This is a genomic window from Pedobacter sp. R-06, assembly GCF_049913135.1.
In the GTDB taxonomy this organism is placed as follows: Bacteria; Bacteroidota; Bacteroidia; order Sphingobacteriales; family Sphingobacteriaceae; genus Pedobacter.
Genome location: NZ_CP183977.1, coordinates 5,081,476 through 5,104,298, shown reverse-complemented (window position 1 = coordinate 5,104,298; position 22,823 = coordinate 5,081,476). Strand labels below are relative to the sequence as shown.

Here is a 22,823-nt window from a genome sequence, read left to right as displayed (position 1 = left end):
ATTATTTCTTTGGATTTCCTTTTCCGTCCATATCTACTGCCGGGCGTTTTGCTCTATTGGCCAATTCCCATGCGGTAAAGTAGGTTAGTTTTGCTCTTTTGGCCAAAAGTGGGAAGTTGATTTTACTTACTTCGTCACCAGGTTTGTGGTAGTCTTGCTGTAACATGCCATCATAATAGAAGATGATTGGAATGCCTAATTTTGCGAAGTTATAGTGATCTGAACGATAATAAATCTGTTCAGGATCTTTTGGATCATCGTATTTATAATCCAGTTTCATTTTGGTATAGGTTGCATTAACCTGCTCGCTTAAGTTAGCCAAATCACTACTCAACATTCTAGAACCTACAGAATAGATATAATTTGCCGAATCTGGCTTACCTAGATATTCTTCGCCAGTACGGCCAATCATATCGGTATTTAAATCAGCAATGGTATTTTCGACAGGGAAAACAGGATGCTCGGAGTACCATTCAGAACCCCAAAGCCCTTTTTCTTCACCAACAACAGTCATGAAAAGGATACTGCGTTTAGAGCCTTTTCCAGCTTTTTTGGCATCTGTAAATGCTTTTGCCATTAATAAAACGCCGGTAGTTCCCGATCCGTCATCATCTGCTCCGTTGTTTACTTTGTCTTTTGCGTTTGGATCTGTTTCCAATCCAATGTGGTCGTAATGGCCGGTTAAGATCAATACTTCTTTTTTAAGTACAGGATCAGAACCCTCTAAATAACCCAGAACGTTCTCGCATCTAACTGGTGTTTCTGTTTTTGCAGCACTTGCAGAAAAAGGCACATTTAATACTTGCGAGGCAGGAGCCTGACTATCTACTATTTTCTTTTGCAGATCGGCTACTGTAGTGCTCGAGATCTTTAACAGCTCGTTTGCCAAAGCAACCGATATCGATATGCGCGGAATATCATTTTGCTTTTGAGCTTCGATAGCGGCGTTGGTTTTCACCATTACCCTTCCATTTTTAAGGGTTTGTTTCGTGTTTTCAGTTATTCTATCAACCGCGGGGTCGATCAGAATAATGGCTTTCACATTGTTTTCTGCAAAATATTTTGCCCTAGCTTCAAGCGTAGCACGATAAGCTGCTCTATCAATTCTTGTACCCGGTTTTATGGTTGGATCGCCACCATTAAACATGATAACCACTTTTCCTTTAATATCTGTACCTGTAAAATCGTTATAGTTGTCTTTCTTTAAACCATAACCAATAAATACAAGTTCGTTGGCTGAGAAAGTAAAACCCTGATCGCTGATTAAGCTTGGAGATACTAAATAATCTTTCTGATATTCTTTAGGCTGGCCGTTAACCGTTAAATGGCTTTCTTTTAAGGTAACGTTAACCAAATCGATTTTTTGGAAATAACTGCCATTCACCGGCGCTTTTAAACCCAACGATTTGAAATAATCGCGAATATAATCAGCAGCCATCCAAGCGCCTTTCGTTCCTGTTTCGCGGCCTTCGTATTCATCAGAAGCCAATACAGATAGGTGTTTGTATGCATTTTCAGGGTTAATGGCCTTGCTGAATTTTATAGCATCCTTATTCGGTATAAGGGGCTTTATTTGGCTAAAGCAACTTGCGGTAACAAGCGATGCCAACCCAAGGGTTAAAAATTTTTTGTTCATTATGTAATAGTTAGTTAAGTTTCTTGTTAACACGAAATCTTTTCAACCCTGTTCTGGTGGCGCCCGCCTTCAAATTCAGTTGTTAAAAAGGTTGTGGTAATCTCTTTAGCCAGTTCTTCTGAAACAAATCTGGCAGGTATACACAAAACATTTGCGTTATTGTGCTTGCGGACTAAAGAAGCAACTTCATTCTCCCAGCATAAACCTGCTCTGATATGCTGATGTTTGTTCGCGGTGATGGCTACGCCGTTTGCCGATCCACAAAGTAAAATCCCGTAAGTAAATTCTCCATTTTCTACAGCAGCAGCAACCGGATGAGCGAAATCTGGGTAATCAACAGAGTTTTCTGAGTAAGTGCCAAAATCTTTTACTTCGTAATCCTGTAAAAAATCTTTTAATATTTCTTTGTATTCAAACCCAGCGTGATCGGCTCCAATAGCAATCTTAATTTTTGTACCAGACATTGTCAAATTTATGGAGAATTATAAAATCTATTCGTAATGTTTTTGTTAGTTAGCGTAGAAAGCAGCTTCGGCCTTTTTCTTCTTTTTTTCTATGTAGGCTGATACGAAAATACTCAGCTCATAAAGCAAGAACAATGGCGTAGCTACAATTAGCATCGTCATAATATCAGGTGTTGGGGTAACAATAGCTGCAATGATTAAGATAATAACTGCGGCATACCTTCTGCTCGATCTCATCAGTTTTGGTGTCATCAACCCAAGTTTCGACAGGACGAAAATAATAACCGGAAGTTCGAAGATAATCCCTGTGCCTAAAGTTAAAGTTGCTACAGATGATAGATACGAATCAACTGTGAATGTGTTTTTGATTTCGGCACTGACCGTGTAACCCGTTAAAAAGTTGACTGATAGTGGGCATACTACAAAGTAGCCAAAAAATATACCAATAATGAAAAGTACCGATGCGAAGAATACAAAGCCACTTGCCGATTTACGCTCATTTTCATGTAATGCAGGTTTAATGAAACGCCAGATCTCCCACAATAAATACGGGAAACCAACTACAATACCGCACATCACGCAAACATTTAATTGCAGGTTAAACTGACCAGCCATTTCGGTGTTAATAATCTCTCCATTAATTTTCGTGATACACATATCTGCACCAAGTGAAGGAAATTTTTCTACCAGTTTACACATCATCCTGTAAGTCCAGAAATCGGGCTTTTTTGGACCAAATATGATTTTATCTAAAATGAATTCGTTGAAGTAAAAAGCAATACCGGTAAAAACGGCAATGGCAATTACGGCCCTGATTAAATGTTTACGGAGAACATCCAGGTGATCAAAAAAAGACATTTCTGCCTCTAATGTGGTGCTCTTTTGTCCGATAGCTTTTGTAAGTGAAGTTTTTTTAGTGTCGCTCATGTTGAAAACAAAAATACCATTCTATTTGAATAGAATGGTATTTACGTGTTAAATATAGAAATAGTTTATATTATTATGAGAAATGACTGCAAAAATAGAAAGAAGCTATAACAATAGTTTTAACGTTGCCCTTTAATTATACTCAGCTGCTTTAAATTTGCGGCATTGTTATAATTAAATTGATATACACCATCTTCTCCTGTAACGATTAAAGATTTAGGGCCAGCAATAACATCAAAGCTTTTGATGTTATTCAAATGCTGCAGCATGTTGTCGCCTATTTTGGTTTTATCGGTAATATTGAAGCTCTTTATTCCATAGTTGCCTTCGCAGAGGAACAAATTATCACCACTGGTGCTTAGACCGTGTGGGTTTTGCATAGGATAAACTGCAATCTGTTTAGGCTTGGTCGGATCTTCTATATCTACAACTTCCAATTGATTAGTTGCTTGCCTGCACATATTGCCTGTGCGTAAGGTAACGTAAGCGTATTTGCCCTGTACAACAACAGGGTCGCAGGCAAAAATATGGCTGTAAGTAGATAGTTTTACGGGATTAGCCGGATCGGTAGCACTAAAAATGTGCATACCGCTATTGGTACCTATAAATAATTTATTCTCGTAAGGGAAGATGGTTTCGACACCCCAACCTAAACTGATAGCCTTTAAAAAAGTTGGGCTTGACGCTGTTTTAACATCAAACAGGCTTAAATTATTCATTCCAACAGTATATAAATAATCATTCATTAAGGTAAATCTGGCCATCGAGCCGCCCTGTCCTGAAGAAGAGTTGCTGCTGTAAGCGAGATCGTTAATTACCCCTTTGTAAGTTTGTTTCTTTACGAGAGTATCTTTATAGGTGTAAAGATACTTTTGTGCACCTGGCAAATAGAACTGATTGAAAACATCGGTTACTCTTTTTACCTGTTTGATGTTGTTCATATTTGAGATATCAAAAGCCAGTAAATCAATAAAATTGTCGGCGTAAAGGACATTATTATGGATTGCTAAATCTACGTTTCCCGGAATTTGTAGAAAACCCACGTTTACAGGAGCACCCGGATTAGCATTGTTGTAGATATGAATACCTTCATTTGGTTCATTAATGAAAAGATAATCGTTGTAAATGTATATTTTTCCGGTTTTTTTGGCAGGAGTAGCTTTTGTCATCCCTACAGGTAAAGCCCTCATTTGCTGAACAGAAATCATTTTTACAATCTTTATCATTTCATACTCGTCTTTTTTGCATCCTGTAAATACCGCGAAAACAAGTAGGAAGAGTAATACGTTAATTAGATTTTTTTTTCATAATTGGAGTGTTTTAGTATTAAACGTATGGCATTAATTAAACGCTACAGTATTCGATAAATATTAATTATCAGTTAGTTATGCAACAGTAACTGAAATCTAAAACAATAAAAAGGCTATCCAAATTATTGAATAGCCTTTTTGTGTTATTAAGTATAGAAATACTTTTATTATTCTGAGAATTCGAACGTTTCCATAAATTTCGTAGTGAAATTTCCTGCCCTGAAGTTCGGATCTTTCATCAACTGAAGATGGAAAGGAATAGTTGTTTTTACACCTTCAATTACAAATTCACCTAAGGCACGCTCCATGGTACAAATTGCCTCTTCGCGTGTTTGTGCTACACAGATTAATTTGGCAATCATCGAATCGTAGTTGGAAGGAATTGAATATCCAGCATAAACGTGCGTATCAACGCGAACACCATGGCCACCAGGAGAGTGAAAATTAGTGATTTTTCCTGGAGATGGACGGAAATTATTTGCTGGATCTTCTGCATTGATACGGCACTCGATTGCATGCATATCAGGGAAGTAATTTTTACCTGAAATTGGAATTCCGGCAGCAACTTTAATCTGTTCTTTAATTAAATCGAAGTTGATTACCTCTTCCGTTACCGGATGTTCTACCTGGATACGTGTGTTCATTTCCATAAAGTAGAAGTTACGGTGTTTATCAACCAGGAATTCGATTGTACCAGCACCTTCGTAATTTACGGCCATTGCACCTTTAATAGCTGCTTCGCCCATTCTTACACGGAGTTCATCTGTCATAAAAGGAGAAGGAGATTCTTCTACCAATTTCTGGTGACGGCGTTGGATTGAACAATCGCGTTCTGATAAGTGACAGGCTTTGCCAAACTGATCTCCGATAATCTGGATTTCGATGTGACGTGGATCTTCGATATATTTCTCTAAATATAAACCATCGTTACCAAAGGCTGCACCAGATTCCTGACGGGCACTATCCCATGCATTTTCGAAATCTTCGTCTTTCCAAACTACACGCATACCACGACCACCACCGCCGGCAGTTGCTTTTAAGATAACAGGATAGCCCATTTCATTCGCAATTGCAATGCCTTCTTTAACACTGGTAAGCAAACCTTCAGATCCTGGAATGGTTGGTACACCAGCAATTTTCATGGTTTCTTTTGCAGAGGCTTTATCGCCCATACCATTAATCTGCTCTGGAGTTGCACCAATAAATTTGATGTTGTACTCGCGGCAGATGTTAGAAAACTTAGCATTTTCTGATAAGAAACCATAGCCTGGGTGTATAGCATCGGCATTGGTTAATTCTGCAGCAGAGATAATATTTGGAATATTTAAATAAGAATCTTTACTAGGAGGGGGACCAATACAAACAGCCTCATCAGCAAAACGTACGTGTAAACTTTCGCGATCTGCGGTAGAGTAAACAGCAACCGTTTTGATGCCCATTTCCTTACAGGTACGGATAATGCGCAAAGCGATTTCACCCCTGTTGGCAATTAGTATTTTTTTAAACATAATTTTTTACGTTTCGTCTCTGTTTTAAAATAATCGTCATGCTGAATTCATTTCAGCATCCATTTAAAAAGAAGACCCTGAAATAAATCCGATAGCTATCGGATCAGGGTGACGCCAATCTTTAAATAGGTTCTACTAAAAATAACGGTTGATCGTATTCTACTGGTGATGCATTATCAACCAAAATTTTAACGATACGGCCAGAAATTTCACTTTCAATTTCGTTAAAAAGTTTCATGGCCTCAATAATACAAACTACTTTACCAGTGCTAATTTCGTCGCCAACATTAACAAACATTGGCTTGTCTGGGCTAGCTGAACGGTAGAAGGTACCGATCATCGGAGATTTGATGGTTAAGTATTTTGAAGTGTCTTCTGCAGCCGGTATAGCAGGTGTTGCTGCATTTGGAGCAGTAGGAGCTGTAGCAACAGGGGCAGCAGCCTGTACAAGCGGAGCCTGTGGTACCGTAGCATGCACAACTGTTGGTGCTTGGTTTGTTTTGATCGTGATTTTGAAGTTTTCCTGCTCAATAGCAACTTCATTTACTCCAGAACGAGAAACAAATTTAATCAGTTCCTGTATTTGTTTGATATCCATTTTTTAGGCTAGTTATGTAAAAAATAGTGTTTATTGAATTAACTAAGTTATACTTTTTTTGTTTTATTTTTTTATTGCTGAGGGCCATTAATCGGACTCAGGACTAAGGACTTCTGACTAGTTAGTATCGTAAGCCCATTTAAGGTATACCGAACCCCAGGTAAAACCACCACCGAATGCAGCTAAAACGATGTTATCGCCTTTTTTCAGTCTGCTTTCCCATTCCCATAAACATAAAGGAATTGTTCCGTTGGTTGTATTTCCGTAACGTTCGATGTTGATCATTACTTTATCAGTGGTAACGCCCATGCGGTTTGCGGTGGCATCGATAATACGTTTGTTGGCTTGGTGAGGTACCAACCATGCAACATCATCAGCAGTTAAACTGTTGCGTTCCATAATTTCGGCAGCAACATCGGCCATATTGGTTACGGCAAATTTAAATACTGTTGGACCTTCCTGGTGTGCAAAATGTTCTCTTGCATCGATGGTTTCGTGTGTAGCAGGTTTAACAGAACCGCCAGCTTTCATACCCAGAAAATCTCTTCCAGAACCATCTGTTCTCAGGATAGAATCCTGAATACCCAAACCTTCTTCGTTTGGCTCCAATAATGCACATCCGCAACCATCACCAAAAATGATACAGGTTGTGCGGTCTTCGTAGTTGATGATTGACGACATTTTATCGCCGCCAACAACCAAAACTTTTTTGTGTCTTCCCGATTCGATGAATGATGCACCTGTAGAAAGTCCGAAAATAAAGCCAGAACAAGCTGCCTGTAAATCGTAACCCCATGCATTTGTAGCACCTATTTTATCAGCTAAAACGTTTGCTGTTGCAGGGAAAGTAAAATCTGGAGTAGTGGTGCAAAAGATAATCAGTTCAATTTCTTTTGCATCAATTCCCCTCTTTTTAAGTAAACCGTTTACAGCATGAACAGCCATATCGGAAGTGCCTAAACCTTCTCCCTTTAAAATTCTACGTTCTTTAATTCCCGTTCTGCTGGTAATCCATTCATCCGAAGTATCAACCATGGTTTCTAACTCTGCGTTTGTAAGCACATAGTCGGGAACGTAACCATTTACTGCTGTAATAGCAGCGTGAATTTTACTCATTTTAAGAATTTTAATAAATTATTTAAATGCCACTCTAATTTTTTCTACCAATCCTGTAGTGATCATTTCTCTGGATTGTAGAACCATGTTTTTAACAGCTAGCGGACTGGAAATTCCATGTCCGATAACAACGGGAGCATTAACGCCTAGAACCGGACTTCCGCCGTATTGTTCATAATTAAAACGATCGAAGAACTCATCTTTAAGTCCCTTTTTGATGGTAAGCACGTAAAACGATTCTGCTAATTTTAGCATTACATTCCCCGTAAAACCATCGCACACAATTACATCGGCTTTATCGTTAAATAAATCTCTTCCTTCCACATTGCCAACAAAGTTGAAGAGGTTGGTTTCTTTCATTAACGGGAAAGTAGCCATGCTTAGCATATTTCCTTTCTCATCTTCTTCACCAATATTTATTAGGGCAACTTTCGGATCATTTATATGCAAAAGATTTTCAGCATACAAACTGCCTAAAGCACCAAATTGTAGTAAAATATCGGGTTTACAGTCGGCATTAGCACCTACATCTAACAGTAGGCCGGTGCCACCTTTAATTTTTGGAAGAATTGTACATAAACAAGGGCGGATAATGCCCGGAATGGTTTTAACGCTAAAAACTGCGCCAACCAGCATAGCACCAGAGTTACCAGCACTTGCGAAAGAATCGATTTTGCCTTCTTTTAAAAGGTTAAAACCAACTGCTATGCTCGAATTTGGTTTCTGAACGATTGCTTTGGTGGGATGTTCGCCCATACCAATTACTTCATCAGTATGAACGTATTCAAAATGATCTGGATTAAAACCTTCTTCTGCAAGAATGGGTTTAATCTGTTCGGTATCGCCAATAAGAACTAAATGCTCTCCAGCGTTAAGCGATTGATGAGCAGCTATTGCTCCCAAAACAATTGCTTTGGGAGCATAGTCTCCGCCCATTATGTCGAGGCCTATTTTCATAGAAAAAATCTGTTTGTGTTAAGTCAGGTGTAATCCTGAATTTTTCAGTTGACTAAGGTATGACTAAAGCCGCTGAAAACACAAACAATTTTTTAAGAAAATTACCCTATCTGAGTATTTTCGATAACCAGTTTGCCGTTGTAGTATAAGTTACCATCAACGTTGTAAGCACGGTGAGGTACGTGAATAGCACCTGTTGCCGAGCATGTTGCTAAAGAAGGAGTAACAGCTTTATAGTGTGTTCTTCTTTTATTTTTTCTCTGTTTCGAGATTTTCCGTTTTGGATGTGCCATTGGTGTATAATCTAATTATTTTTTTAACTTATTAAGGGCTTCCCAACGTGGGTCGCTTGTTTGTTCATTTTCTTCAGCCTGCTTTTCGATCGATAATTGATTTAAACGGTCAATCATCTCCTGATCGCAATCTTTATCTGCCTGCTCGCAGTTTTTGATATAAGGTACTGCTACGTTAATCATTTCGTATAAAGGACCAGATATATCAATCTCGGTATCTTTACGGCTTAGCGAAATAATTTCTTCATCATCGCTCTCTAGTTCATCTTCAGCAAACTTTACAATCTGCCTTTCATAAAGATTTACAGGCAACGAAAACTCAGATAAACATTTGTCGCAATCTAAATTAACTGTGCCAATAACTTTGAATTTTAGAAGCAACATGGTCTCTTGTTTCTCAAGTTCCAGGTCTACTTTTAAATTTCCGCTTTTAATTAACGAATACTCAAATGCATTAAAAAAGCGGTCATCAAGCTCATAATCAAACTGATGAGTTCCCAATTTTAATCCGGTAAACGGTAATGAAAATTGTTTTAGTGGGTTCAAAGTACTGTAAAATTTTAGCCTGCAAATGTAGGGATAAAATAATTAGATTAAAAATGTTTTTTAAAAATTGTTGATGTTAATGGGACAGGTTTTCAGAATGTTAATTGAAATACTGAAAGACCTTACAGGTTTCTGAAACCTGCGAGGTCTGTAAGAAGCTTAATCAGCCAATACCATTTCTTTATTATTCCTACTCCATTCGCTCCATGAGCCTACATAAAGTTTAGGGATGGGTAGGCCAGCATAATCCATCGCCAATAGCGTATGGCAGGCGGTAATGCCCGAGCCACAGTGTACAATTATGTTTTCGGGTTTAACGTGGGCCAAAGCTTCAGCATATTTTTCTTTCAATATTTCGGGGGCCAGGAAAGCACCTGTAGTATCTAAATTTTCGGTATAGGGAATATTGGCCGCACCAGGGATATGGCCTGCAATCAAATCGATAGGTTCGGTCAGGCCTGCAAAACGGTTGGCATCGCGCACATCAATCACAATGTGATCATCCGTTTTAGCAACTTTTTCTACTTCATTGATATCTGATAACGGTAAGTTCCATGCTGTGATTTCGTATTTTTCCACAGATTTTGGGATTTCTACTTTATCGGTAGTCGGGAAACCTGCCTCAACAGCCGCCTGAAAGCCCCCGTCAATTACCTGTACTTTTTCATGACCGATGGCTTTTAGCATCCACCACAGCCTCGCAGCTGCATTACCGCCGTTTTTATCATCGTAAACTAGCACATGACTGTCTTTTGTGATACCGAGCCGCTGTAAAACGGCAGAAAACTGGTCGAATGTTGGTAAGGGATGCCTTCCGCCAATAGCAAAATCGCCAATATTAGCTAAATCGTTATTTACATCTGCAAAAAGTGCGCCTGCCAAATGTTGTTCATCGTATCTGGCTTTCGAACCAGCGCTGGCATCGATAATAACGATTTCCTCGTCTTGGTTTAACCAGGTTAATTCTGCTGGTTTTATGATAGGTGATAATTTCATCTTTTAGTTCTTGAATCCAAAGATAAATAAATTTGAAATTAAGACTTGATAAAGGATGCACGACAAATTTCGCATATCAAACTCAACGACCGTTTATGCAATTTGTCGTGCGCTCCTAGATAAAGTACAGCAGACTATTTATACGCTTTTAGCGATTGCGCTTTATTCCAATTAATAGTGCCCATAACCCCAAAACTGGTCCAACAGCCAAAACCATATAAAGATAATGCGAATTCATTTCTTTAGCCAAAAGATTAATCACCTGAATGCTAATAATCGTAATGGCAAAGCCGATACAGTTCACCAGTGTTAACGAAGTTCCTCTCAGGCTTTCTGGTGCATGTTTGGCAATTAAAGAAGAAAACAAGGGTGAATCGGCTGTGCCGGACAAGCCCCAGCAAAATAAAAATATAAGAAAAGGATATACTGAGCCGCTGAATAGGAAAATTGGGGAGAGCAGGCAACATGATCCAGAAATGGACAGCGAAATAGTGGCAATCCGTTTTGCACCAAATTTTTGTGAGAGCAAACCGCCGATCATGCAGGATAGACCTCCTGAAGCGATAATTAAGAAAGAAAACAGCGGGATATTTAAAGTTGCATGTGCATGTTTGGTGTTGTAAAGCAATAGCATACCTGGTAAAAAAGCCCAGAAGGTATAAAGCTCCCACATGTGCCCGAAATAGCCGAAAGCAGCAGATCGAAAATCAGGGTTTTTAAAGCCATTAAAACAAGATCGAAAATCGAATTTTTGTCCGGCAGTTCTAAATGGGCCATTTGGTACAAACCATAAAATAGCAATTGCACCAATTAGAGATAAACCCGAAGTAGCAAAGATTACGTACTGCCAAGGAAAATTTGCAGTAAATGTTTTTAATAAATGAGGGAAAGCAGTACCCAAAACCAAAGCACCAACTAAAAAACCTAACGATTTTCCTAGCCCGTCTTTAAAGTAATCGGATGCTATTTTCATGCCGACAGGATAAATTCCAGCCAACATAAAACCAGTTAAAAAGCGAAAAAGTAGCAGTAAATGAACATCGGCTAGTTCTAAACAGATGCCGAGGTTAAACAACGCAGCTGCTATTCCACAGATAAAGAACACTTTCGAGGGTGAAAAAATATCGGAAATGGCAAAAAAAGCGAAAACTAATGTTCCGCTGATGAAACCAAACTGTACCATGCTGGTGAGGTTGGCCAAGAGGTTCGTTTCAGTTGGGAAGCTTTTAACAATATCGGGTAATACCGCATTGCCAGCAAACCACAACGATGTACAGAGAAACTGTGCAATAACAATTGTGGGGAGAATGTAATTGGGTTTTTTAGTGCCGCTCATTTTGAATTTGATGCACAATTTTACCAAAAATAAACCTGATAGTAGTGGAAATACTTTTTGACATGGTGCTTCAACAAGCTCAGCATGACAGTCACAAAAAAAGATTTTAACCGATAGCAGTACTTTCGGAACCCATGAAACATAGAAATTGCTTTACAAATAAGAATGGATCACTTTAGTTTATGGAAGTCCGAGGTCAGATATCCGAAACAAGGGTGCCATAGCTACCGATTATTACTTTGGTCTTTCAGCTTTAGTCTTTCTGCTCTTAAAACCTTCAACCTTAATGCCCTCAGCTTTCTGCCTTAAGAAGCATCATCTTTAATATCAAACTGCGTTTCAACTACTTTTCCACCTGTACGCAGCTGATTGCCCAACATTTCTTCTTGCTCCCTACGGTTTTTTACAATATGGATGGCAGAAAACAAAGCTTCGGTAAATGAAGTAGAATCTGCAAGATCTTTACCTGCAATATCGTAGCCCGTTCCATGATCTGGAGAAGTACGGACGAAGTTTAAACCAGCCGTATAGTTTACGCCATTATGGAAAGCCAATGTTTTGAAAGGAATTAAGCCCTGATCGTGGTACATGGCCAAAACGGCATCAAACTGTTTGTAGCTACCGTTGCCGAAAAAACCATCAGCAGGGTATGGGCCAAAACAAACAATACCTTTATCGTAGGCTTCCTGAATGGCCGGTGTAATAATTTCAGCTTCCTCGGTGCCCAATAAACCATTATCGCTGGCATGTGGGTTTAAGCCTAAAACGGCAATTTTTGGTTTTTCGATCCAAAAATCTTTTTTCAGGCTTTCGTTAATCAGTTTTAATTTATTTACAATTTTATCTTTAGTAATTGCTGTTGGAACATCTTTCACCGGAATGTGACCAGTAACTACACCCACGCGTAAATTTTCGCTGATCAAAAACATCAGCACATCTTTACTGCCACTTTTTTCCTGCAGGTATTCGGTATGGCCGGGGAAGGCAAAAGTTTCTGATTGAATGTTATGTTTGTTGATCGGCGCAGTAACCAGTGCATCGATATCACCGTTTACCAGATCGGCTGTTGCACGCTCTAATGATAAAAGTGCATATTTCCCACCTGTTGGCGTTACCTGCCCTAATTCGATTTTTACATCTTCTTCCCAGCAATTAATCATGTTTGCCTTTTTTGGCTGTGCCTGGTTGGCATGGCTAACTACATTAAAACTGAAATCGCCCAGGTTATTTGCTTTTCTATGAAAAGATGAAACTTTGGTATGGCCATAAACAATTGGCGTGCAATAATTTAAAATAGCAGGATTGGATAATGTTTTAATGATTACCTCTAAACCTATGCCGTTTACGTCCCCTATACTGATGCCAATTTTAAGTTTATCGCTCATAATTACTGGAAAATTTTAGCGCAAATTACTGATTTTCGATTAAAGACTTTAAAAAAAATGAAACCTCAAAGAACAGAGATTGATTCGCAAAGAAATAATAAGCCTATCTTTGTTAATCAATTTTAATTTTTAAAAGCCCTTTTTGGGGTTTGGGGTATGAGTTTAGTAAAAGCGAAAAAACATTTAGGGCAACATTTTTTAACCGATAAAGGCATTGCCAACCGCATTGTAGAAGCTTTGGTGAATACCGATAAATACAATCAGGTTTTAGAGGTTGGGCCAGGGATGGGAATCCTATCTGATTTTTTGCTGCAGCGCAAAGATTTGGAAACTTATCTGATCGATATCGATACCGAGTCTTTCCATTTTTTAAATGAAAAGTATCCTCAGCTGGGCGACCGGCTGATTAATGGTGATTTTTTGAAACTCGATTTCGATGCTATTTTCCCAGGTCAGTTTGCCATTATTGGTAATTTTCCATACAATATCTCGTCACAGATTTTGTTTAAGATTTTAGATAATCGCAATAAGGTTGTAGAAATGGTTGGGATGTTTCAGAAGGAAGTTGCCCAACGCTGTGCTGCACCCGCGGGTAACAAAGAGTACGGGATTTTAAGTGTGTTTCTTCAGGCCTATTATAAAATCGAATACCTGTTCACGGTTAAACCGGGCACTTTTAATCCACCGCCAAAAGTACACTCTGCAGTAATACGTTTAACCAGGAACGAAGTGGAGACTTTAGACTGTGATGAAAAATTATTCTGGCGGGTGGTTAAAGCAGGGTTTAACCAGCGGAGAAAAACTTTGCGTAATGCTGTTTCTGCTGTGATGTCTAAAGATAAAATGGACGATCACATCTACTTCGAGAAACGTGCCGAGCAGTTGACCGTGGCTGATTTTGTGACTTTAACACAGCATGTGAGTAAGTTGATGGCGGTTTAATATACCTGTTGTCTTTCTGAATGCAATGACGAACCCAAAAGCTCTGCGAAGCAAATCTTTTTTTGAAGCGCGAATCCAGTAGTCAATAGGAGGGGTTCTGTCCTGCTGTACATTGCAATCCTTTTGGTAGATTATTATTGGTAAACAATTTAGCATTATCCAAAAGGGATTTCCATTGCCATCAGGGCTATTTAACAACAGACGGTTATCAATAGACTATGTATTCTCAGATGCAAAAGGCAAGTATTTCAAAGGCCCAGATGCTTCATGCCGCAGTACGACTGGTATGAAAAAAATATCAGTGTAGTCACAAATCTGTGTAATCATCCGCGAAGCGATTCTTGCAAATTCGTGATTATTTTCATTGAATTTCTTCTTTCCTTTGCGACATAATTTTAAACATAATGGTTAATTACAGCGAAATTTTCAGCGAACAAGGAATGGATTATCAAACCTATCGTGCATTGATTGATCAACTTCTACTAGAGGGAAAGGCTACAGGTGATGTAACTTACGATTTGCACTATACTAAAATGAATGTGCAAAGGATGAATCGCGTAGATAAGACGATCAGCTTAAATGATGAGTTAACTTCAACCATTGATCATCTTAAAGAAAATTATAAGTTTTTAGTGATTACCGAAGGCTGGTGTGGCGATGCTGCCCAGATTGTTCCGGTGTTCAATAAAATCGCGACTGCATCATTAGGTAAAATTGATCTGAAATTTGTGCTTAGAGATAAAAATTTGCCATTAATTGATGCGCATTTAACCAATGGTGGAAGAGCTATTCCGGTTTTAATTATATTAAATGAATCGGCAGACCAAGTTTTAGGAACCTGGGGTCCAAGACCACAAATTTTGCAGGAGCTTTTAAAAGAGTGGAGAAAAGAAATCACTGAAATGCCAATTTTAGCGGAAAAACTTCATGGCTGGTACGCTAAAGATAAAACGCAGACTACACAGGCCGGGTTAAATGAACTTTTGAAAAGATTAGAGCGTTAATTTTACAGAATAAGTCGTCATCTCGACTGTAGCGAAGCGAAATGGAGAGATCTGCCTAGATAGATTTAGCTTCGCTGAGCACTTCGTGGTTCTCGACTACGTTGCACTCCGTTCGAAATGACGTTGTTGCGAGGATGAAAGTTTGCGAAAGAAGTAGCCTTAATCAACAGAAACCGTTAGTCCTTCCTGCTGTAAAATTTTACGGTAAACTTCCATTTCGGTAAATGAGCCTTCCAAAACAGGGCATTTGCCTTCGTTATGCACTTTCCATGCAATTTTTTCGGCCTGCGATTCGTTATAATCCAGATATTTCATCATGCAGTAAATCACATGATCGAAAGTATTGATATCATCATTCCACAAAATAAGGCGATGTACGGTTTTTAGGGAAGTTAAAATTTCTTCGAGCGTAAAGGTCTCTTCTTTGGTTTCTGTAGACATGGTGCAAAAATAAACATTAGTATCAAGTATTTAGTATCGAGTAACAAGATTTTGTTCCTTTGTTAATAATAATGGCTTAGGCAATAAATGATTAACTTTGTTTAACCAAAATATAAATAATAGCATGCACCAGTCTAAAATAGCCGGAATAGGTTACTACGTTCCGAAAAATATATATACCAACGATGATTTAAGCCGTTTTATGGATACCAATGATGCATGGATCCAGGAGCGTACCGGCATTAAAGAGCGCCGTTTTGCCGATCGTAACGAGGAAACCACTACCACAATGGGTATTGAGGCAGCCAAAATTGCAATTGAGCGCGCTGGGATTACGGCTAAGGAGGTCGATTTTATCGTTTTTGCCACATTAAGCCCCGATTATTATTTTCCAGGCTGTGGTGTATTATTACAACGCGAAATGGGCATGGGTGAGATCGGGGCTCTGGATATCCGTAACCAATGTTCGGGTTTTGTTTATGCACTTTCTGTGGCAGATCAGTTTGTAAAAACAGGTATGTATAAAAATGTGCTGGTAGTGGGAAGTGAAAAACATTCGTTTGCAATGGATTTTGAAACCCGTAGCCGTAATGTATCGGTGATTTTTGGCGATGGTGCTGGTGCTGTGGTATTGCAACCTACAGACGAGCCCGGAAAAGGGATTTTAAGCACACACTTGCATAGCGATGGTGCCGATGCCGAAATTCTGGCCATGTATTATCCAGGTTCTCATGCCAATAAATGGTTGAAAGATAAGCCTGCCTATCCGGAACAGGAGCTGGGCGGATTATTTATGACACAGGAAATTTTAGACAGTGGTGCAGCTTTACCTTATATGGATGGCCCGTCGGTTTTTAAAAAGGCAGTAGTGAAATTTCCTGAAGTAATTAAAGAGGCTTTGGCTGCCAATAATTTAACAGAGAAAGATATTGATATGTTAGTGCCACATCAGGCAAATTTGCGTATCAGCCAATACGTGCAGCAGTTGTTGGGTTTAAATGACGATCAGGTTTTTAATAATATCCAGAAATATGGCAATACCACAGCCGCTTCTGTTCCGATAGCTTTATGTGAAGCCTGGGAAGCCGGCAAAATTAAAGATGGTGATCTGGTGTGCCTTGCCGCATTCGGATCGGGCTTTACCTGGGCCAGTGCGTTGATTAGGTGGTAGGTTTAGGGTTTAGGGAAAATAGCCAGATAAGGTATGATAAAAGAAAGGCTGTGAAGTAAATTCAAAGCCTTTTCTTTTTTGCTTCATCACCCAGAGAGATGAATCTTTTTAACCGAAATATTGGAGTAGAAAGATATAGGCGGTTCGTCATCCCCAACTTGATTGGGAATCGTAATGCAATTGGCTTTAAGATTAGCTTCGCTGAGCACTTCGTGGTTCCCGCCTACGTAGGAATGACGATTGATCCTTTATATTTTAGATGTCACCCTGAGCCTAGTCGAAGGGCTCTTCTCCTAAATTAGTTTTGCGTTTTTGGCTTGATAAAATCTCCTAAATAACTGCATTCTCCTGCCGCAACAGCATAAAAAGGCGTTTTGGCATAATTAAATCTTAATTCTTTAAGATAAGGATTGTTGTAATTTGCCTTGATGAAGTTTCTCCATTTCACATCTTTTTTATCGTAATAATAAAATGATAACGGGTTGGCATTCATGATGATCTGTTTCTGCAAACATTTAGCCAACATAAAAGTACATTTGGCTTTAAAATCAGTATTAGTACTTAATGCCCTGGCTTTTAAATACCAGGCTTTTGCCGTTTGCGCTTTTTTATAATCGCCATCGTATACATATTTTGCCGGGTTGCTATTGTCGTATGACGACCAGTCGTAACTTATTAAAAACCAGCTATTGCCATAGTAACCAGTTTGGTAAACGGCGTTAGCCATTTTATAATAGTAAAGTGCTGCATTCTTTTTATCACTAATGGTTAATTTCTGCAGGCGGAGCATTTCTGCAGCAAAAGCCTTTTTAGTAATTGATGCTTTCGCCGTTACATATTTTTTAGGATAATCGTTTATCGTTTCAATGAAAGGATTAGCATAAAGTTTTGCATTGGACTCATCTCCATACCAATTCTCTGGATTGAAGTATTTGTAACTTGGCGAAACCTTTGCAAACATTTGAACGGCCTTATCATACTGATGTGTGCGTAAATAAGTTGTCCCAAAAAGTTCATAAAAATCATCGTTTTTGAGCTGGTTTAACGCCGAAGCCAACAAAGCGGTAACATCATTGCCTGTCGCCCTGGTTTTATAAACAGCTAAGCCCTGCATGCTTTTCGGGCTTAAGTTTTTCTGCCAAAAAGCAATACTTTGATAACTCATGTTCTGGAAAAGTGAATTCTCCTTTAGTGTTTTGTATTCCAGGTCGCCTTTAACCATTGCTAATGCCGCTTTTGCAGTATCGCCCATATTCAAATAAGCTGGAGCCAATATCTGCTGATAAAAATTCCTGGTCGTTCTGCTAAAGCGTTTGCTGGCACGATCTGTATCATAGTAATATGGCCCTTTTGGTTGCTCGCTGTTTTCTGCAAAACGTTTTTCGTCAAGCCATTTTAGGGTCGGCAATAAATCGTTCTCATTAAAAGGATTTCCTTTTTTGATGTTTTTCGCCTTGATCAATAAATCGGTAATGCGATATTGGTCGCGTAATCTTTCCGGTAATTTATCGGGCTTTAAGATCGCAAGATAATTTGAAGCCAGAAAATCTTTATTCTCCATCCACGATAAATAAGCTGCGGTTAAAGTGCCTAGCTCAGGCTGCGGATATTTTTTCTCTGTAGCGAGTTTTACTGCAAAATTCCTGATTTCATTCAGTTGTTTAAGATTGACGGCTTTTAGACTGTCTTTATACTTAGAATTGCCGTTATCAGAAAAATAATAATTATAGCCAATTTTTGCAATATCATTCGCCTCGATAAGATCTTGCTCTAATTTATTTACTTCGCGTACCAGCAGCGTGCCGTTAAGCTGACTTTTCGGTTCGTATTGATAAACTTTATTCAGGCTTTCTATACCCGAATCTGCATCTCCAAACCCATTTATCGCCCATATATTAGCTTTCTCGTTATTGGTTTTGGCATATTTTAATGCTCCATTAACTGGCGTGCTATTATAGTAGTAGTTTTTATAAGCTTGTACCCTTCGCTCCGGATTGCTTGCGAAAACTTTTGAAAATAAAAAGGCTGATTCTTCCGGATTTCCCAACCTGCGGGTAGACCCGGCATATAATGCCAAAGCCCAGCCTTTAGCTGCGCTATTTACTTTGCTGGTTTTGATATACTTATCGTAGGTCGATTTGCTTTCGGTGTGCAATCCTGCAAAATGGAACATCCGCTCAGTCTGATAAGCATAACGTAGTTTTAGAAAATCGTCTTTTTCAGTTTCTGTTAATTTTAGGCCTTCTTGGGCTTTTGAAGCCATAGCCGCTGTATCGCGGGGTTTAGGGTCCCAAAGACTAAAATCTACATTGGCCAAAGGTTCGCAGCTTTTGGCAAATTGGTAATACTTTAATGATTCTTTGCGTTTGCTTAAAGCCTGGATAAAACTATTCTGTTGTAGGCTATCAGGTAATTGTGATGCGTTACCATTAAAATTAGTGAGTTTTACATCAGTGGCACTATCTGTTTTGTACATTACTTTTAGCACATCCTCTTTTTTAACATTGAGGTATTTCGCCCATTCACGACTATTAATATCTGGTTCGCTTTCTATATCCGTTTCGCTGTTGAGGTAAACCATCTGATTGTAGGCGAACGGAGAATATTCATCCCCCTCAATGTTGTTGTGAAAATAAGAAATGTAATAATCGTATGGATCTATCTCGCCACCACAGGCAAGATTTACGGCAATTTCGCCGAAAAAAGTAATCAGGAATACGCTAAAAATTAGCGATAACTTTTTGAACGTCTTCATTAGTAAACTGTTTTAAAAGGTCGGTGTCTAAATGGTAAAAAACGAGGTTCCGGTCTCTAGGGCTTAAATATCGGGATAAAAATTTAGAGGTAGAAAGTAAATCTTTAGCAGAAATCTGTTCCCACCTTACCACATCTCCTTTTTTTAACCCGGCTGCAGGATAATCAGCCAGTAAGTCGTAGAGAATGGAATTTCCCCTCTGTTTAAAAAGTTTTTTATCCCCGATCTGGATTTTGCTGATCCGTTTGGAGATACCTGCGTATTGCCCGTTCCTGAATACCACTGCCCATTCAAAAATCGGTAAGGCTATATCTAGTGGTAAGGGATATTGCTCAAGGTAATCTTTTAGGTAAAGATTCATTTCGTGTTGATCCAATATAGAGTTCTGCTCGCCATACTTACGCAGGTTACCCATGTTGTAGCACATTAAAATGGCCTTTTCTACTGGAGGTACGCCGCTTGATATGATGTTTTTAACCTGATGCAACCGCAAGGTTACTGAAATGGTTTTGCCCTTTAAATGCGGATTGGCGCTTAATTGTTCGAGAAATTTAAAATACCTGTTTCTGGTGCCTTTGGTCCAATCACAATCAATCTGTAATTCCGCATAATTTTGCTTTCCGGCCTGTTTAACCTTTGCGGCTACAAATTTGACAATGCGATCGGCCATAACCGCTGTTTGCATGGTGTCTATCTTGTTAAAAACCTCGTTAACAATAAACACAACAGGGATAATATCGATCTGTTTTGGTAGCGGATCTGAAAATTTAATCGGCGAAACAGGTACAGGCAGCTGTAGATCTGGATTAAAGTCTACATCCATAATCCGCACGTACAAAGATTTAGATTTGAATTGATCGAGATAACTGGTTTCTTCCTTTTTGTTCTGATAATCCGTTTTCCAATAATAAAAAGTAGGGTGAACAATTGATTTTTGCTTACAACCAAGGAAGAGAAACACAGAAATCACTAAAATACTTATCTTGCGCATATCAATTTTATTGAGCAAAAGTAGTATAAAATGCGAGCAGTTTTACAAAGAGTTACACAGGCAAGTTGCACGGTTGATGGCGAGGTAACGGGAGCGACTGATACTGGATTTCTGGTGTTGTTAGGTATAGAAGACGCCGATACTTTAGAGGATTTGGATTGGTTAGCGCAGAAAATTATCGGTATGCGTGTTTTTGGAGATGAAAACGGAATGATGAATAAAGCACTTGCCGATGTGGGCGGAGATATTTTATTGATCAGCCAGTTTACCTTATTTGCATCTACCAAAAAAGGAAACCGTCCGGGTTTTACAAGGGCAGCACGACCAGATGTAGCGATTCCACTTTACGAGAAAATGATCGAAAAGCTATCGGCTTTATTGGGTAAAAAAGTAAAAACCGGAATTTTTGGTGCTGATATGAAAATCGCACTTTTAAACGATGGACCGGTTACGATTTTGATTGATACAAAAGATAAGGAATAATTAAGTTTAAATAGCAGTGGCGTAACTTATTAAGTCTTTAATTGTCAAAAACCATATTAATTGATTCCAAACTTTTAACCTAAGTTAATATGAAGAGTAAAAATCCGAACGGGCTAGCGGAGTACAGTTGTCTTGTGTTTTTTCTGATTTTAAAGTTAGTGTTATCTTTTGCATTAGTTAATTCGGTTTACGAATTACATCGCGACGAGTTTCTTCATTTAGATCAGGCTAATCACCTGGCTGCAGGTTTTACCTCAGTTCCGCCGTTAACCTCGCTATTTTCATGGCTGATTAAAGCTTTTGGCAATGGTGTTTTTGTGGTCAAGCTCGTGCCTGCATTAATGGGAGCCATAGCCATACTATACTGCTGGAAAATTGTCGATTTCTTAAAAGGGAACTTATTGGCTAAATGTTTGGTCGCAGTAGCCTGTATATGTTCATCTCTGCTTAGACTAAATACCCTTTACCAGCCCAACTCTTTCGATGTTTTAGCATGGACGGCCATATTCTATTATCTATTAAGATATTTCGATAAAAACGAAGCCAGATATCTGTATGCCTTTGCCATTTTCGTGGCTTTAGGTTTTTTAAATAAATACAACATCCTTTTTCTCATAATTGGTTTACTACCAGCTATACTCATTACATCAAAACGAAAAATATTTGCCGATAAACACCTTTATCTGGCAATTTTACTGGCACTTTTAATCATTTCGCCCAATGTAATCTGGCAGATTAACCATCACTTTCCGGTGCTAACCCATATGAAACTTTTACAGGCAACGCAATTGGTGCATGTAAACCGGATTGATTTTTTTATCGGACAGTTTCTCTTTTTTATCAGTTCGATCTTTATTCTTTTAGCAGGCATTGGCAGCCTCATTTTTTATAAGGATTTCAGCAAATACAGGTGGATTATTCTCTCCTACCTGTTTACACTTATTGTATTTAGCTATTTTAAGGCAAAAGATTATTATGCATTAGGTTTATACCCTGTTTTATTGGCTTTCGGAGCACATTATTTAAGCCGGGTTTTAGCAAAGAAATATGTACTAACCGGATTACTGTTTGCATTTAATATTGGTTCATTTATTTATTTGTTGCCTCTTTTGATGCCACTTTATAGTCCCGACGAAATTATTGCACATCATAAAAGATTTGAACGGGTAGGGGCTTTGCGTTGGGAAGATGGGAAAAATCATGCGCTGCCACAGGATTATGCCGATATGCAGGGTTGGAAAGAATTGGCAACATTGGTTGATATTGCTTACGGAAAAGTTAAAGATAAATCTACATTGTTAGTGCGTGCCGATAATTATGGGCAAGCAGGTGCAATCAATTATTATTCAAAATATAAAAACATCAATGCGGTATCATACAATGCCGATTACCTGTATTGGTTTAACATGGATAAGCCGATCAAAGATTTAATTATAATCACCGAGTGGAAAGATGAAGATCCACAGCGGAAGAGAGAGCAGCCTTATTTTGCCACGATTACTAAAATAGGGGAAATAAAAACACCTTATGCAAGAGAAAGAGGAGCAGGTGTGTTTTTGCTTGAAGGTGCCAAAAATGAAGTAAGCGGTATTATAAAATCAGAAATAGAAGAAGAAAAACATGACCATTAACGAAGCACAGGAAACCGTAGACCGTTGGATTAAAACCACAGGCATCCGCTATTTTAACGAACTCACCAATACGGCCATTTTGATGGAAGAAGTTGGAGAAGTTGCACGGATTATGGCGCGTAAGTATGGAGAGCAGTCGTTTAAAAAAAGCGACGAAGAGGTAAACCTTGCCGATGAAATGGCCGATGTAATGTTCGTTTTAATTTGTCTGGCTAATCAAACTGGCATAAACCTTACCGATGCTTTAGAAAAGAACCTGGAAAAAAAGAGCATCCGCGATGCAGATAGGCATAAGAATAATGAGAAGCTAAACCCCTAAATCCCCTAAAGGGG

General features: G+C 38.8%; 22 protein-coding genes. 6 read left to right on the top strand and 16 right to left on the bottom strand.

All coding sequences use genetic code 11. The features are described 5' to 3' along the window. Position 1 precedes the first annotated feature (1 nt). From ACN9MR_RS20560 to pdxA, 13 genes are all read right to left on the bottom strand, one after another. On the bottom strand, positions 2–1,636 hold the full coding sequence (locus ACN9MR_RS20560; protein WP_426326397.1) for a M28 family peptidase: 1,635 nt from the start codon (positions 1,634–1,636) through the stop codon (positions 2–4). A 26-nt stretch (positions 1,637–1,662) separates the two neighbouring features. Next, positions 1,663–2,100, bottom strand: a complete 438-nt coding sequence (gene rpiB, locus ACN9MR_RS20555; protein WP_426326396.1) for a ribose 5-phosphate isomerase B — start codon at positions 2,098–2,100, stop codon at positions 1,663–1,665. 45 nt (positions 2,101–2,145) lie between these two features. Next, on the bottom strand, positions 2,146–3,027 hold the full coding sequence (gene tatC / locus ACN9MR_RS20550) for a twin-arginine translocase subunit TatC (protein WP_426326395.1): 882 nt from the start codon (positions 3,025–3,027) through the stop codon (positions 2,146–2,148). Between the two features lie 119 nt (positions 3,028–3,146). Next, on the bottom strand, positions 3,147–4,253 hold the full coding sequence (locus ACN9MR_RS20545; RefSeq protein WP_426326394.1) for an LVIVD repeat-containing protein: 1,107 nt from the start codon (positions 4,251–4,253) through the stop codon (positions 3,147–3,149). Between the two features lie 251 nt (positions 4,254–4,504). Continuing rightward, on the bottom strand, positions 4,505–5,845 hold the full coding sequence (gene accC / locus ACN9MR_RS20540; protein ID WP_057931790.1) for an acetyl-CoA carboxylase biotin carboxylase subunit: 1,341 nt from the start codon (positions 5,843–5,845) through the stop codon (positions 4,505–4,507). 121 nt (positions 5,846–5,966) lie between these two features. Then, positions 5,967–6,443, bottom strand: a complete 477-nt coding sequence (gene accB / locus ACN9MR_RS20535; RefSeq protein ID WP_426326393.1) for an acetyl-CoA carboxylase biotin carboxyl carrier protein — start codon at positions 6,441–6,443, stop codon at positions 5,967–5,969. A gap of 117 nt (positions 6,444–6,560) precedes the next feature. After that, the gene (locus tag ACN9MR_RS20530; RefSeq protein ID WP_426326392.1) at positions 6,561–7,559 is read right to left on the bottom strand and encodes a beta-ketoacyl-ACP synthase III; all 999 of its coding nucleotides are present in this window, start codon (positions 7,557–7,559) and stop codon (positions 6,561–6,563) included. Between the two features lie 18 nt (positions 7,560–7,577). Next, complete coding sequence (gene plsX, locus ACN9MR_RS20525; protein WP_426326391.1) at positions 7,578–8,516, bottom strand: phosphate acyltransferase PlsX; 939 nt, start codon at positions 8,514–8,516, stop codon at positions 7,578–7,580. 101 nt (positions 8,517–8,617) lie between these two features. Beyond that, on the bottom strand, positions 8,618–8,809 hold the full coding sequence (rpmF, locus tag ACN9MR_RS20520) for a 50S ribosomal protein L32 (RefSeq protein ID WP_025143959.1): 192 nt from the start codon (positions 8,807–8,809) through the stop codon (positions 8,618–8,620). Between the two features lie 15 nt (positions 8,810–8,824). Further along, positions 8,825–9,355: a YceD family protein gene (locus tag ACN9MR_RS20515; protein WP_086547980.1), complete on the bottom strand. Its 531-nt coding sequence runs from the start codon at positions 9,353–9,355 to the stop codon at positions 8,825–8,827. Between the two features lie 159 nt (positions 9,356–9,514). Then, the gene (locus tag ACN9MR_RS20510) at positions 9,515–10,351 is read right to left on the bottom strand and encodes a sulfurtransferase (RefSeq protein ID WP_426326390.1); all 837 of its coding nucleotides are present in this window, start codon (positions 10,349–10,351) and stop codon (positions 9,515–9,517) included. A 148-nt stretch (positions 10,352–10,499) separates the two neighbouring features. Next, positions 10,500–11,687 (bottom strand): MFS transporter, encoded by a 1,188-nt coding sequence (locus tag ACN9MR_RS20505; RefSeq protein ID WP_426326389.1) that lies wholly within the window; start codon positions 11,685–11,687, stop codon positions 10,500–10,502. A gap of 305 nt (positions 11,688–11,992) precedes the next feature. Next, positions 11,993–13,072, bottom strand: a complete 1,080-nt coding sequence (gene pdxA / locus ACN9MR_RS20500; RefSeq protein ID WP_426326388.1) for a 4-hydroxythreonine-4-phosphate dehydrogenase PdxA — start codon at positions 13,070–13,072, stop codon at positions 11,993–11,995. 156 nt (positions 13,073–13,228) lie between these two features. Here pdxA and rsmA point away from each other — a divergent pair, with 156 nt between their 5' ends. Further along, complete coding sequence (rsmA, locus tag ACN9MR_RS20495; protein ID WP_426326387.1) at positions 13,229–14,014, top strand: 16S rRNA (adenine(1518)-N(6)/adenine(1519)-N(6))-dimethyltransferase RsmA; 786 nt, start codon at positions 13,229–13,231, stop codon at positions 14,012–14,014. 404 nt (positions 14,015–14,418) lie between these two features. After that, positions 14,419–15,018 (top strand): thioredoxin family protein, encoded by a 600-nt coding sequence (locus ACN9MR_RS20490; protein WP_426326386.1) that lies wholly within the window; start codon positions 14,419–14,421, stop codon positions 15,016–15,018. Between the two features lie 159 nt (positions 15,019–15,177). Here ACN9MR_RS20490 and ACN9MR_RS20485 read toward each other — a convergent pair whose 3' ends face one another. Beyond that, positions 15,178–15,459 (bottom strand): ATP-dependent Clp protease adaptor ClpS, encoded by a 282-nt coding sequence (locus tag ACN9MR_RS20485; RefSeq protein WP_025143968.1) that lies wholly within the window; start codon positions 15,457–15,459, stop codon positions 15,178–15,180. Between the two features lie 124 nt (positions 15,460–15,583). Between ACN9MR_RS20485 and ACN9MR_RS20480 the strand changes: the two genes are divergently transcribed. After that, on the top strand, positions 15,584–16,630 hold the full coding sequence (locus tag ACN9MR_RS20480; protein WP_426326385.1) for a 3-oxoacyl-ACP synthase III family protein: 1,047 nt from the start codon (positions 15,584–15,586) through the stop codon (positions 16,628–16,630). A gap of 298 nt (positions 16,631–16,928) precedes the next feature. Here the strand turns inward: ACN9MR_RS20480 and ACN9MR_RS20475 are convergent, their stop codons facing one another. Together ACN9MR_RS20475 and ACN9MR_RS20470 are read right to left on the bottom strand one after the other, a co-directional pair. Next, positions 16,929–19,385, bottom strand: coding sequence for a hypothetical protein (locus ACN9MR_RS20475; protein ID WP_426326384.1), 2,457 nt, complete (start codon positions 19,383–19,385; stop codon positions 16,929–16,931). Beyond that, complete coding sequence (locus tag ACN9MR_RS20470) at positions 19,351–20,376, bottom strand: hypothetical protein (protein ID WP_426326383.1); 1,026 nt, start codon at positions 20,374–20,376, stop codon at positions 19,351–19,353. Before ACN9MR_RS20470 ends, ACN9MR_RS20475 begins: the two co-directional genes overlap by 35 nt. A 30-nt stretch (positions 20,377–20,406) precedes the next feature. On the opposite strand from ACN9MR_RS20470, the gene dtd reads away from it, so the two are divergent. The 3 genes from dtd to ACN9MR_RS20455 all read left to right on the top strand — a co-directional run bounded on the left by dtd (position 20,407) and on the right by ACN9MR_RS20455 (position 22,809). Beyond that, entirely contained in the window at positions 20,407–20,859 is a 453-nt protein-coding gene (gene dtd, locus ACN9MR_RS20465) for a D-aminoacyl-tRNA deacylase (RefSeq protein ID WP_426326382.1), read from the top strand. 89 nt (positions 20,860–20,948) lie between these two features. Continuing rightward, complete coding sequence (locus ACN9MR_RS20460) at positions 20,949–22,490, top strand: glycosyltransferase family 39 protein (RefSeq protein WP_426326381.1); 1,542 nt, start codon at positions 20,949–20,951, stop codon at positions 22,488–22,490. Further along, positions 22,480–22,809 (top strand): nucleotide pyrophosphohydrolase, encoded by a 330-nt coding sequence (locus ACN9MR_RS20455; RefSeq protein WP_025143974.1) that lies wholly within the window; start codon positions 22,480–22,482, stop codon positions 22,807–22,809. Before ACN9MR_RS20460 ends, ACN9MR_RS20455 begins: the two co-directional genes overlap by 11 nt. Positions 22,810–22,823 lie beyond the last annotated feature (14 nt).

Excerpts from the sequence above, each read along its gene's own strand:
- ACN9MR_RS20560 (WP_426326397.1), bottom strand. The coding sequence starts at position 1,636 with ATGAACAAAAAATTTTTAACCCTTGGGTTGGCATCGCTTGTTACCGCA.
- rpiB (WP_426326396.1), bottom strand. The coding sequence starts at position 2,100 with ATGTCTGGTACAAAAATTAAGATTGCTATTGGAGCCGATCACGCTGGG.
- tatC (WP_426326395.1), bottom strand. The coding sequence starts at position 3,027 with ATGAGCGACACTAAAAAAACTTCACTTACAAAAGCTATCGGACAAAAG.
- ACN9MR_RS20545 (WP_426326394.1), bottom strand. The coding sequence starts at position 4,253 with ATGATAAAGATTGTAAAAATGATTTCTGTTCAGCAAATGAGGGCTTTA.
- accC (WP_057931790.1), bottom strand. The coding sequence starts at position 5,845 with ATGTTTAAAAAAATACTAATTGCCAACAGGGGTGAAATCGCTTTGCGC.
- accB (WP_426326393.1), bottom strand. The coding sequence starts at position 6,443 with ATGGATATCAAACAAATACAGGAACTGATTAAATTTGTTTCTCGTTCT.
- ACN9MR_RS20530 (WP_426326392.1), bottom strand. The coding sequence starts at position 7,559 with ATGAGTAAAATTCACGCTGCTATTACAGCAGTAAATGGTTACGTTCCC.
- plsX (WP_426326391.1), bottom strand. The coding sequence starts at position 8,516 with ATGAAAATAGGCCTCGACATAATGGGCGGAGACTATGCTCCCAAAGCA.
- rpmF (WP_025143959.1), bottom strand. The coding sequence starts at position 8,809 with ATGGCACATCCAAAACGGAAAATCTCGAAACAGAGAAAAAATAAAAGA.
- ACN9MR_RS20510 (WP_426326390.1), bottom strand. The coding sequence starts at position 10,351 with ATGAAATTATCACCTATCATAAAACCAGCAGAATTAACCTGGTTAAAC.
- ACN9MR_RS20505 (WP_426326389.1), bottom strand. The coding sequence starts at position 11,687 with ATGAGCGGCACTAAAAAACCCAATTACATTCTCCCCACAATTGTTATT.
- pdxA (WP_426326388.1), bottom strand. The coding sequence starts at position 13,072 with ATGAGCGATAAACTTAAAATTGGCATCAGTATAGGGGACGTAAACGGC.
- rsmA (WP_426326387.1), top strand. The coding sequence starts at position 13,229 with ATGAGTTTAGTAAAAGCGAAAAAACATTTAGGGCAACATTTTTTAACC.
- ACN9MR_RS20490 (WP_426326386.1), top strand. The coding sequence starts at position 14,419 with ATGGTTAATTACAGCGAAATTTTCAGCGAACAAGGAATGGATTATCAA.
- ACN9MR_RS20485 (WP_025143968.1), bottom strand. The coding sequence starts at position 15,459 with ATGTCTACAGAAACCAAAGAAGAGACCTTTACGCTCGAAGAAATTTTA.
- ACN9MR_RS20480 (WP_426326385.1), top strand. The coding sequence starts at position 15,584 with ATGCACCAGTCTAAAATAGCCGGAATAGGTTACTACGTTCCGAAAAAT.
- ACN9MR_RS20475 (WP_426326384.1), bottom strand. The coding sequence starts at position 19,385 with ATGAAGACGTTCAAAAAGTTATCGCTAATTTTTAGCGTATTCCTGATT.
- ACN9MR_RS20470 (WP_426326383.1), bottom strand. The coding sequence starts at position 20,376 with ATGCGCAAGATAAGTATTTTAGTGATTTCTGTGTTTCTCTTCCTTGGT.
- dtd (WP_426326382.1), top strand. The coding sequence starts at position 20,407 with ATGCGAGCAGTTTTACAAAGAGTTACACAGGCAAGTTGCACGGTTGAT.
- ACN9MR_RS20460 (WP_426326381.1), top strand. The coding sequence starts at position 20,949 with ATGAAGAGTAAAAATCCGAACGGGCTAGCGGAGTACAGTTGTCTTGTG.
- ACN9MR_RS20455 (WP_025143974.1), top strand. The coding sequence starts at position 22,480 with ATGACCATTAACGAAGCACAGGAAACCGTAGACCGTTGGATTAAAACC.